Origin of the sequence: Hydrocoleum sp. CS-953, from assembly GCF_002260545.1 — a bacterium.
Lineage (GTDB): Bacteria > Cyanobacteriota > Cyanobacteriia > Cyanobacteriales > Microcoleaceae > Trichodesmium.
Genome location: NZ_LGSU01001388.1, coordinates 1 through 11,854, shown reverse-complemented (window position 1 = coordinate 11,854; position 11,854 = coordinate 1). Strand labels below are relative to the sequence as shown.

Genomic DNA, 11,854 nt, shown 5'->3' with positions numbered 1-11,854 from the left:
TTGCAAGTTAAATGTATAAATATCCTTATTAGTGAAATAACCTATTAATTACTTCATACTACAAAGATAAAAATAATATTAATTTGCTCATTCTGAACATCTAATCTAAAAAAAATATGAAATATTAAGGTTTATTATAAAGTCTCAATTTAAACTTGAGTGAAAATACTTGAATCACTAGGTATCGTACCATTAGCAAAGGATTAATCAATGCTGATGTGAACGGTTCTCTGAACATAATGAAAAAAGTAGTTCCCTTTTATCTTTGACCATGGGATAGAGAAGCCAGTGCGCTGGGCGGGTCTCCCGACTTGAAACAACTGGCGTGGTGTTGTAGTTCCTCCGAAGAAGGAGCTTTCCTTTCCTGCGGAATGCTACGCAAACGGAATGCTACGCAAACGCTAACATGAGCGTCAGGGTAAGACCTGCAAAATAAGGATATGTCATATTTGACTATATTTTTATGAACTATAAAGATTTGATATTTTAACTTCTTAGATAGTTAGTTGTACAGCAATCAGGGTATCACTATTTAATAGGTAGCAAAATCAACTTACAGATGACAAGCAGTATGACTAACACCTAAATGCTCAACCGTAAAAACAGGGGCTTGTTATGACTCATAAAATGACTGAAAACTGTCTCGGATGTGCCACCTGTGTGCCCCAAACCCAGTGCCCAACAGGTGCGATCGTTGTCGAGAATGAACAATACTCTATTAATCCTGAACTGTGTAATAGCTGTGAGGGATATCACGAAGAGCCTCAGTGTGTAGTTCACTGTTCCATTAGTAGTCCTGTTCCTACAAAACCTAAAAAAGGTAGATATAAGGCTGAGACAAGAACACCCACCACCTCTGACTTATTTCCCGATAGCAAGCACAGTCCCTTTGCTTCTTCTATAGTAATCTGGGAAGCTTGCAATATTCTGGCGCAGAGACGATCGCTACCTTGGACAGTAGATCCAGAAGGTAAACTGATTTATCAGCGTTCTATTAAGCAAGGTCAGGGTTCAATTAGTTTCAGCTTCAAAGATTTCAAGTATACATCCAAAACTCTAAATGATGATGTCAAAACAGTAACAGATATACCAGCAATGGATATCAGAGCAGCCTGTATACACCTAATTTATGCTGCCCATGCAACAGTTATTGACAAACCATGGGAGCAAGAATTTGTCATCAGCGATCAGCAAATAGAAAGATACCTGGGGCTAGAAAAACGCAAAGACCTATCTAAGGCAACTAAACTGAGTTTGATTAAAAATCTTGCTCAACAACCTTGCCAAATTACTACTGCTATTGAGTGGCCACAGCAAGGCAAAATAAATGCCTTCTCATTGCCAGAAAGTCAACTGTGGCATATATTAGAAATCCAACATCACTTTTCTGAAGATTCCACAGGATGTAAACATCTTGTTGGTCTAACTTTTAGAGTTAGAGCTGGTATCTGGGCTAAATATTTCCTTAACAAAGAAGCCTGCAAAGAGCGCACAGCATTTTATCAATATGGGATTTTACCTAAGTCTGTATTAACTACTGTGATGAGTATCTGGCAGCAACATGAAGGAACTGCGAGAATGTTGTTATGGTTATTGTTCAAAACAAAAATGGGTAGGGAGCAACGCTTGACTGTACCTACCTTAATGCGAGTTGCTTATGGTGAACATAAAGTTAGACAAGCATCTTCGTTTAGAGATGATCGAAAACGACTAATGAAGACTTTTGAGAGTGATCTGGAAGTTCTCAGCCATTATGGACTCAAACCTGAATTTGACCCCGTAACTTACCCCCAGGAAATTCAACCAATGTGGGCTAAATTGGCAGCTTTACCTGATGATGGTGATGCAGCTTTAGATTTTTGGATCGATGATGGTAGTAATCATCAGAGATTAACAGATCACGGTCCAAGAGGTAAATGGAATATGTTAATGAATGCTCGTATTCTGTTGTTTCAACTCCCCCAGGAATGGGATCGACATTTAGCAGAATTTGAAAAACAGAAGCTACGCTATACTAATAAGCGCAAAAAAACAAAGAAGCTTTCTGCTATCTGTGGTGAGCAAATTATGATGGCTAGGAAAAATCAACAGTTAAGTCAGAGACAATTGGCAACTATGCTAGGAAAAAGCCAAAGTTGGATTAGAGATATTGAGAGTGGTCGCTTTCAACTTAAAGGTGAAGACCAAATGTTATTACAGAACGTTTTGGGTTTGGGAGGATAGTGATTAATTGAACAATATTACAGATCCGGTAGCATTCTGTATTGTAAGGTAAGGGTAAGGAAGAAGGAAGAAGGTTTTAGTTATCTAGAACAGAAGGCTTCAGAGCCAGAAAAAAATTAAATCTCCTGTAGGTATTGACCCTTGGGAATAGTTAGGAGGAACAGGGAATTTATAGAGGAGCTAGGAGTAAGAATTGTCCCTTGATTTTTCTCCCCCTCACGACTCCTAATTCCTGATTCCTGAGTCCTCAGTATCTACTTCAGACTGCTATAATTTGACATACTCCCGACGTTGCCCTTACGGGAAAACGGGGGATTATTCAGTCTGGGAAACCCTGACCGCTGCGCGTGACAGAGGTGATGTCGGACCCCTGTGTTGACATTGATACTAACAAAATGTACCAGCATGTCTTGCGGCATATGAACAGCTTATGAAGGTATCAGAATCTTGGCCCTGGCTTTCCTTTATGACGCTCCCCCACCGGAGAGCTTTGACTTCCCCGAAGGGAAGTTAAATTTGTATTAATCAAGATTAATCAATTTAATAAAAACTATAATTTTTAGCCAAATTAGAAAAAATTGTTGTTTCCAATAACTATAATTAAGCATGGATAAACCATCAATATCAAAAGGCTTAATTGCCGGACTAGCAGCTACTCTATTTTTCAGTATTAGTTTTAGCTTACTAGAATATACAATAAAATCAAGTATTATATTTGGTGTAATTGGAGGAATTTCTGCTGGATTATTAGGGTTTTGGTCACAAATAGAATCAAGACCAGAAATCCCAGAAAAAACAGATGCTGAATCTGTAGATTATCCTACACCATCAAAACCAACCTCAGCAATTAAAACATGGCCTAAAACACCTAAAGAACGTAGCGGTGTTTCTCTATTGAGTTGGTTTTTCAGGCAAAGTCAAATATCCTCAAAATCTCGAAAAAAATACTAATAGTCTGTCAAATTTGACCTACTAATGTTTTTATTTCTCTCTAAATTACTCCCTTTATTTATCTATCCATTGGGTCTATCTTGCCTCCTAATGTTGATAGCTTTTGTGTTGTTGTGGTGGCATCCTAAATGGTCAGCATTGGCAATTTTTCTGGCATTTACAGTGACACTTGTGTTTAGTAATTCTTGGGTTTCTCAAGGGCTTATTCAATCTTTAGAATGGCAAAATTTACCGCCAAAAGAATTACCTTCGGCAGAAGCAATAGTTGTTTTAGGTGGTGGGATTAAACCAGCTAATTCACCGCGCCCCTGGGTAGATTTTAGTGAAGCAGGGGATAGAATTTTACATGGAGTGAGATTATATCAACAAGATAAAGCACCTTTTCTTATATTAAGTGGAGGTAGAATTGATTGGAAAGATGGAGGAAATCCTGAATCAGGAGATATGGCAGAAATTGCAGAGTCTATGGGAGTACCAAAAACAGCAATTTTACAGGATACTGACTCTCTGAATACCTATCAAAATGCTGTTAATGTTAAACAAATTTTAGAAACAAAAGACATAAAAGGTTCTGTATTGTTAGTAACTTCAGCGCTGCATACTCCACGTTCTCTTTTGATATTCAAAAAGCAGAAAATACCAGTAATTCCAGCACCAACAGATTTTTTAGTTACTGAAAGAGATTTACAAGAAAGAACAGATAGTTGGCAAGGTATTGTATTAAATATGATGCCTGATGCTGCAAATTTACAAAATTCTACTAAAGTTTTAAAGGAATATATAGGTACGATCGTTTATCGTCTACGCGGCTGGTTATAAAAATCAATATTCTCTTGCTATAATCAAAACATTTGTATAATTCAATAACAATAATAGGAGTTACTTTAAATGCACCCAGAATTAAGAGGCATTTTTCCAGAAGCAAATTCACCTGCTACAGAAATTTGTCAAGTTTATCAAACTACCCAGGAATTTTATCAAGAGGTAAAATATAGAGAAGACTTTAACAATTATTGTCAGTGGTATTATGCTATAGCTGAACAACACCAAAAAGAACTACAAAAAATGCGGAGTGACATCAATATTTTTGGTTTTTTCTTACAACTAATTTATCGTAAATAACTAAAAAAACAACTTAGTATAGCACTACAAAATTATTTGTCAAAAATCCATATAATTAGTGGTACTTTGACATTTTTGACAGCGAAAATGACTTGAAAGTCAATAGGGCTAAAGGAAATAGATTAAAATAAGTTGGTAGACAAAATCAATTGTATAGCGCTGTGCGCAGGCAACAGGCACTATTGCTACAGGCAACAGGGGGAATAAATTGCCGATAATATAAGACTTTTAGCTCTTTGGCCTCTCCTGCAATTTGTAAATATACCAGCGCTCATTGCTATATATAGGGGGAATAAATTGCCGATAATATAAGACTTTTAGCTCTTTGGCCTCTCCTGCAATTTGTAAATATACCAGCGCTCATTGCTATATATATCTTTGGAATCTCCGATATTTGCTTTTTGCTTCCATACATTCAAAAATCTACTGGTTATTTTGTCCAGGTACTTATTACTTCCGTTTCCTAATTTCAATAAATTTTCTAAATAACTCACATTCAGACTACTATATCAAATACGGAATTTAATGGGGACAACGCCCCATAAAAACTATTGACATTCACCTTAATTTATGAGATTATTTCTAACTCTTCTTCCTTAAGGTGAACTTTAAATTTTTTTGTAAATTGGACAAGAATAGGCAGATTAGCACTAACTGGTCTACCTTTCCATTCATTGACAATACCAATCACTTCTCCTTCCTGCTCGTTAATGTCAAATGGTTGTCCTCTATGTTCAGGATGAATATAAACAACAACAGAACTATTAACGCGAACACGATCGCCTACTTTCATACAATAAAACCTTCTATTATATTCTCCTACAAATTTTCATGCAACTCCAAGAAGAAATTACACACTTAAATTTAACAATTTCCTTATTTTTGCATAAAACCTACCCACATTCACATCTATTCAACTTTTGACAATTTTTTCATCAAAGATCATAGATTTAGGGGGTAATATTATTTTCAATACATCCATGTCAAAAGACCTACAAAAATTAATATCTCAATTGTTAGGAATTAGGCAAGAGTAAAGAGTCAAAAGTCACAAGGAATATAGCTGATTAGTAAATACACAAATCATTTTGTCTAACTATTTACAGCAGATTTCGGACAAATGAGGTACAAGGAGCGAATAGTAAAACTCTTCTGATGCTGGCATCTTTCTCGCCAAATGTGTACCTCACGGGAAGCGGGAAGTGCTGTATCAAAATAATTGGGTCATTTAGCCCGCCTTGATTGACGAAATGTTTTTGGAGAGTTGCTCAAAATCTTCATTATATCATGTCCGGTTGAACATTTATAATTAAGATAGTAGGGGAGTAAGGGAGTAGGGGAGTAGGGGAGTAGGGGAGAAATTAAAATATATCCTCTCGATCGCCAAATATTTTATTTATACCATTACATCCGGACATGATATTACAAAAACAACTTCTGACTTCTGACTTCTGACTTCTGACTTCGTTAACAGCCCCAAATTAAAGATTAAGAATTAGGAGAAACTGGAGGTTCAGAAGGCTCCGGTATCATAGGACTCTGCCAGGGCGCAGGAGAATCATCAGAAGTTGACTGAAAATTTTCCCAATTCCGCCATACTGCTATAACTGCTCCTACCAACAATATTAATAACAAACCAACCATAAACATCCAGGGTTTTAATTTTGGAGAATCTTGGACAGGTTCTAACTCAGACTCAGGATTAGGATTAAGGTTAGCTTCAGACTCTGGCTCAGGTTCCGATCCTTCTTCATCATTACTATAAAGAAGTTCTTGAGAAGTTTCAGACAATTCTGGTATTAAAGCTTCCCTGACTGGGGGTGGTGCTGTAGGAGTATTCGATAAAATCAACTGTTCTGGAGAAAGACGATAGTGGACAAGGACTACCGAAGTATTATCGTGACCATTTTTCTCATTCGCCAAATCAATTAGAGACTCTACTGCCTGCTTCAGAGAAATTTCACCCCGGAGAACCTTGGGAGTATATTCAGTCCAAGAATTCTCAACCCAATCATTATCACTTAGACCATCCGAACATAAAAGTAATAAACCCTCTTCTTCAATCAAAAATCTCTGAATAGTGGGATGAATAAACTCTCCATCCCTTGTACCCAGAGCCTGAGTTAGAGCACCCGCATCACGACGTTGTAATGCCTGCCAATACAGACAATGACCCAGACGTACTTCCCTAGAAGCCACATTATCATCCACAGTTAACAACTGACAGGCATTTCTACTTAGCCAATAGGCACGACTATCACCCACATTAGCTACATACAACTCATGGGCATTATTTGGATTTGATTCTGGGGAAGGTTTCACCTGTTGGGGTAACTGTAATGCCATAACTAATGTTGTACCCATCCGCTGTCGAGACTCTCTTCCTTGTTCATCATTCTCAGTGGCAATCATATTATTGACTACCCGAATAATTTCCTCCAGTTGTTTATTTACCAAATCTGGAGATGTTAACTCCTGTTGTTGTCCTACCTCTGTCAATAAGTTTTGAACTAATCTTTTAATGGACTGTACTGCTAATTGACTAGCTACCTCTCCCCCATCATGGCCACCCACTCCATCACAAATCATTGCTAAATGGGGTACTAGCTGATTATTAACTAAATCTTGTTCTATAGGATAACAACAATCTTCATTATGCAGACGCACTGGCCCAGTGTCTGTAGCCCCCATTATTTGGAAACTTAATGGTAATTGGGCTGCCTGATCTAATAGTAGTTGGTTTAATTTCGGAGCGATCGCCTCTAGAGATTCACCAATATCACTAATCATCTGACAAATCTCTGTCAATGGTTGTTGAATATGAGGATGAGCAGTAGCAATCAAATTTGACCAAAAAATCTTAAAATCTCTAAGTTTAGTATTACGGCTTTGTAGGTCCAACTCTAACAGTCGTAACCGCCAACCTTCCACCCGTAAATTATTTGTAAATAAACTAAAAGCTACACGCTTTTCTGATAGAGGTTTCCATAACTGCATCATTTGCCATAACCAGTAAACCTGACGTACAGGAGTTGCTGTAGGCCAAGCTTCCACAAAAGGAGGAAACAACTTACCTTCAGAGTCTAGAGGAACGTTATCTAACAACAGAATATCTGTAGGGTAAGTTTCTTCTCCATGTTGATAAAAACCATATACCTCTGGGGTATGAAGCCTCTGGGGATATAAGTGTAGATAAGGCATAATATCATCTGGTAATTCCTCATACATAAAGGGAGGTTCACCAGGCTTAGTATCCAGCCAAACTTGTGGAGCTACAACATAGTAGCGATCGCCCAATAATTCTCCTACAGAAATCTCAACCTCTGGAGCAACCGCCCATAAATAGCGATAGATTAAGTGAGTTTGGCAAGCTTCACACTCTTGGCGACCCCAGGAGTTAGACGGATTGGGACAATTAGTATTTGGACAATAAATTAGTGGGGCAGAAGTAATCATAGTTAGGAAAAAATACTTTTTATTAAGTCGAAAGTCAAAAATTAAAAGTCAAAAGCAATAAAATTAAAGATTAATCTGAGAATTTTCGTAAGGAATTGTTTTTTTAGCTCTTGATAAATAAATTAGGAGGTTTTCAGAGAACCTTCTGAGCGTCAAAACGCAAAGATATGTTGAGATAGAAGCTATCTTGATAAATTTCACAATAAACTGATCATATACCTGATTATTTGTCAAGGTATGATTCTAGGTAGTGATGTCACCAAATTACAGTAATTTTACGGAAAAATCACTAATAAATTTAACCTCACCACTCCCATTTATCCATGCTATTAAATCCAACGATACTTTGGTTATTGGCTGGGGCAATTCTTTGTTTTTTAGAACTCCTTGTACCCACGGCCTTTGTAGAATTTATGATGGGACTAAGTGCCTTTGTTGTGGCAGGAGTGTCCCTCTTAATTCCTAGTGTGAGTCTACAGGTAGCCTTGTGGATGATTTTTTCTGTAGCTTCTATTTTTGCTTTCCGTCGTCTGTTGCCCCACCGTACAGTAGCTACTATTGCTGATGCCAAGGAAGCAGAAACTTTAACAGAAATATTACCAGGTCAGCCTGGTAGGGTACTTTATGAAGGTAATTCTTGGCGCGCTCAATGTGAGGATCAAGATAGTATGATCGCTGCTCAAGAAAAAGTTATTGTCGTTAGACGAGAGGGTAATACTTTATTTGTATTGCCAGAAAATTTATTACATTCTTCAGTTTATCCCCCTAACCAAAATCAATTGAAATAACAACTAATTAGATAATTAGGAGATGAAAAATGGAACAGTTTTTTTTGCTATTATTTTTGGCTTTAGGTGGTTCTATTTTAGCGGGAAGTTCCATATCAGTTATCAGTTAGCCTCCTGCGGAGGAACTACGTTAACAGTTAGCCTCCTGCGGAGGAACTGCGTTAACAGTTCTTCCGGCTGAACTCGGAGGCTACTAAAATCCGAAATTTCCTTTTTTATCCACTTGAAAAGGGAAGGTTGAGACCTTATTTATTAGTCACTTCCGGCTGAACTCGGAGGCTACTAAAATCCGAAATTTCCTTTTTTATCCACTTGAAAAGGGAAGGTTGAGACCTTATTTATTAGTCAGAAATACTTCACCCTATGAAGGTTGTTTCAAATACACTGAGTCTCATAAATCATTGCTGATTTCTATATAGAATTAAAAATGACTGTACAAGGGAAAAAACTTGCAGCGATTTTAACTTCAGAAGGGGGAAAGAGATTCTGCTATAAAATTTCTTAAATTCTTCAGTTTAACTCCTCTCATAAAAATCAATTCAAATAACAACTAATTTAGAAAATTAGGAGACCAAAAATGCAAGAGTTATTTTTACTCGTATTTTTAGCTTTAGGTGGTTCAGGTCTAGTCGGAAGTCCTATTTCAGTTATCAGTTAGCCTCCTGCGGAGGAACTACGTTAACAGTTAGCCTCCTATCGGAGGAACTGCGTTAACAGTTAGCCTCCTGCGGAGGAACTGCGTTAACAGTGCTTCCGGCTGAACTCGGAGGCTACTAAAATCCGAAATTTCCTTTTTTATCCACTTGAAAAGGGAAGGTTGAGACCTTATTTATTAGTCAGAAATACTTCACCTATGAAGGTTGTTTCAACTACACTCAGTCTCATAAATTATTCCTGATTTCTATAGAGAATTAAAAATGACTGTAGAAGGGAAAAAAACCTGTAGCGATTTTAACTTTAGAAGGGGAAAGAGATTCTACTATAAAATTTCTTAAATTATTCAGTTTATCTTTCCCACTAATTTAGATAATTAGGAGATGAAAAATGGAACAGTTATTTTTACTCGTATTTTTAGCTTTAGGTGGTTCAAGTTTAGCCGGAAGTGTCAAAGTTATTAATCAAGGTAACGAAGCTTTAGTTGAAACTTTAGGCAGATATAATGGTAGAAAATTAGATGCTGGTTTGAAATTTGTTATCCCATTTTTGGATAGAATTTCTTATCAAGAAACTATTCGGGAAAAAGTATTAGATATTCCACCTCAACCATGTATTACTAGAGATAACGTAGCAATTAGTGTAGATGCTGTAGTTTATTGGCGAATTATGGATATGGAGAAAGCCTACTACAAAGTAGAAAATCTCCAATCTGCAATGGTTAATCTAGTTTTAACTCAAATTAGGGCAGAAATGGGTAAATTAGAATTAGACCAAACTTTTACAGCTCGTACAGAAATTAATGAGGTATTACTGAGAGAATTAGACATTGCTACTGACCCTTGGGGAGTAAAAGTAACTAGGGTAGAATTACGAGATATTAGCCCTTCTAAAGCAGTACAAGATTCTATGGAATTACAGATGACTGCCGAACGGCAAAAACGAGCAGCAATTTTAACTTCAGAAGGGGAAAGAGATTCTGCAATTAACTCTGCTAGGGGTAAGGCAGAATCACAAGTTCTTGATGCTCAAGCTCGTCAAAAAGCAACTGTTTTAGAAGCAGAAGCACAACAAAAGGCAATTGTCCTGAAGGCTCAAGCCGAACGTCAATCTCAAGTATTGAATGCTCAAGCAACTGCTGAAGCATTAGAAATTATTACTAAAACTCTTCGTGAAGAGCCCAATGCAAAAGAAGCACTCCAATTTTTATTAGCTCAAAATTATCTGGATATGGGTCAGAAGATTGGTAGTAGTGACAGTAGTAAAGTTATGTTTATGGACCCCCGGAATATTCCAGCAACTTTAGAAGGTATGCGTTCTATTGTGGCAGATGGCAAAAATTCAGTTGGCAGTTAGTATGGCAAATTGAATTAAGAATGTAAAATTGAAAAATTGGCGTTGCTGATAGGTGGCTATGAATTGAATTTTTTGGCAATTGCGAAAATATTGAATCAAAAATACTTGAAATTATTAAGTTCTTATTTTCATACCTTGATTCAGCAACGCCGAAAAATTTAATAATTCTAAATTCTAAATTCTGAATTCTGAATTCTAAATCACGAAATATCTTCAGCTTAAGGTACACTTATCACAAAGTCCAAAAAACTCCAAAGTGTGGTAAAAAATCTTAAATTTGTGGGACTCCTGCAATTTGTCCTCCAAATAATGGACAGGACATTCATTAATAGGTATAGAAGTCCCACATTTAACACAAGTCAGATGATGTTGGTCTTGCTGTAGACAACTATAAACAGATTCACCATTAGCCAAAGTCCGCACAATTACTACTCCCTCTAGTTTGAGAGCATCCAAAGAACGATATACTGTGGCTAGTCCCAGAGGTTTGTTACATCTGCGTAGTTTTGAATGGATATCCTGAGCAGATAGCGATCGCTTCTGGGTTGTTAGTAATTTCAAAATACGCTCTTGAGACCGAGTGCGATTGATTTTCATGGCCAATATAAATAATGAATAATGGATAATGGATAATGCATAATGAAAACTATCTCTAATTATGAATTATCAAGGGTTTGCCCTTTGACCCTGTGGTGGTAGAACAACTTGCGTTCAACTAATCTTTCAGGTTTTTGAGTAAGTTTGAGTAAGTTTAGTTGAGCGGTAGAAATTAACAGATAATATCTAAAAGTAGTTCTATTAAAATTTTAACTTTTATACTAACGTGACAAAACAATATCAAGCACAAATCCATGTTACTCTAAGACCATCTGTTTTAGACCCTGCTGGTACCGCAATTCAATCTGGATTAGTACAAATGGGACATGAAAATATAGAACAAATTAGAATTGGTAAATATATTGAGTTGAAACTTCAGGCAACAGATGAGGCAACTGCTAGGGAACAATTAGAATTAATCTGCGATCAATTATTGGCAAATCCTGTCATTGAAAATTATCGCTTTGAATTAAATGAAGGAAGAAGTTAAGGAGGAAGAAGGAAAAAGGAAGAAGTGAAGAGGTATTTAGGGCTAGCTGAATAAATATAGAATCGTGGTAATATATTAGTTTAAGTGGTTCTAAACCTTGAAAAAGTACAAATTTTCGGACTATTTTTAAGTTTCAAGGGAATAGGGAATAGGGAATAGGGAATAGTAGACTAATAAAGGGTTTTTCGTATAGGGAAAAGCTCCGCTAACAGGATTT

General features: G+C 36.8%; 10 protein-coding genes. 7 read left to right on the top strand and 3 right to left on the bottom strand.

Annotated features, from left to right (window positions below):
* The first annotated feature begins 615 nt into the window (after nucleotides 1-615).
* From AFK68_RS27395 to AFK68_RS27380, 4 genes are all read left to right on the top strand, one after another.
* Nucleotides 616-2,223: a helix-turn-helix domain-containing protein gene (locus AFK68_RS27395; protein WP_094676774.1), complete on the top strand. Its 1,608-nt coding sequence runs from the start codon at nucleotides 616-618 to the stop codon at nucleotides 2,221-2,223.
* 606 nt (nucleotides 2,224-2,829) lie between these two features.
* On the top strand, nucleotides 2,830-3,174 hold the full coding sequence (locus AFK68_RS27390) for a hypothetical protein (RefSeq protein WP_094676772.1): 345 nt from the start codon (nucleotides 2,830-2,832) through the stop codon (nucleotides 3,172-3,174).
* A 24-nt stretch (nucleotides 3,175-3,198) separates the two neighbouring features.
* Nucleotides 3,199-3,993, top strand: coding sequence for a YdcF family protein (locus tag AFK68_RS27385; RefSeq protein WP_094676770.1), 795 nt, complete (start codon nucleotides 3,199-3,201; stop codon nucleotides 3,991-3,993).
* Between the two features lie 69 nt (nucleotides 3,994-4,062).
* Nucleotides 4,063-4,296, top strand: a complete 234-nt coding sequence (locus AFK68_RS27380) for a hypothetical protein (protein WP_094676768.1) — start codon at nucleotides 4,063-4,065, stop codon at nucleotides 4,294-4,296.
* A 568-nt stretch (nucleotides 4,297-4,864) separates the two neighbouring features.
* Here the strand turns inward: AFK68_RS27380 and AFK68_RS27375 are convergent.
* Together AFK68_RS27375 and AFK68_RS27370 are read right to left on the bottom strand one after the other, a co-directional pair.
* Nucleotides 4,865-5,089 carry a ferredoxin-thioredoxin reductase variable chain gene (locus AFK68_RS27375; protein WP_094676766.1) on the bottom strand — a complete coding sequence of 75 codons (225 nt, stop codon included), beginning with the start codon at nucleotides 5,087-5,089 and terminating at the stop codon, nucleotides 4,865-4,867.
* A 695-nt stretch (nucleotides 5,090-5,784) separates the two neighbouring features.
* Entirely contained in the window at nucleotides 5,785-7,752 is a 1,968-nt protein-coding gene (locus AFK68_RS27370; RefSeq protein ID WP_094676764.1) for a PP2C family serine/threonine-protein phosphatase, read from the bottom strand.
* A gap of 323 nt (nucleotides 7,753-8,075) precedes the next feature.
* Here AFK68_RS27370 and AFK68_RS27365 point away from each other — a divergent pair, with 323 nt between their 5' ends.
* Nucleotides 8,076-8,540, top strand: a complete 465-nt coding sequence (locus tag AFK68_RS27365) for an NfeD family protein (protein ID WP_094676762.1) — start codon at nucleotides 8,076-8,078, stop codon at nucleotides 8,538-8,540.
* A gap of 1,044 nt (nucleotides 8,541-9,584) precedes the next feature.
* Nucleotides 9,585-10,550: an SPFH domain-containing protein gene (locus tag AFK68_RS27360; RefSeq protein WP_094670940.1), complete on the top strand. Its 966-nt coding sequence runs from the start codon at nucleotides 9,585-9,587 to the stop codon at nucleotides 10,548-10,550.
* 213 nt (nucleotides 10,551-10,763) lie between these two features.
* On the opposite strand, the gene AFK68_RS27355 is transcribed toward AFK68_RS27360, so the two are convergent.
* Nucleotides 10,764-11,147: a Fur family transcriptional regulator gene (locus AFK68_RS27355; protein ID WP_094670942.1), complete on the bottom strand. Its 384-nt coding sequence runs from the start codon at nucleotides 11,145-11,147 to the stop codon at nucleotides 10,764-10,766.
* Between the two features lie 226 nt (nucleotides 11,148-11,373).
* On the opposite strand from AFK68_RS27355, the gene purS reads away from it, so the two are divergent.
* Nucleotides 11,374-11,637 (top strand): phosphoribosylformylglycinamidine synthase subunit PurS, encoded by a 264-nt coding sequence (purS, locus tag AFK68_RS27350; RefSeq protein WP_094670944.1) that lies wholly within the window; start codon nucleotides 11,374-11,376, stop codon nucleotides 11,635-11,637.
* Nucleotides 11,638-11,854 lie beyond the last annotated feature (217 nt).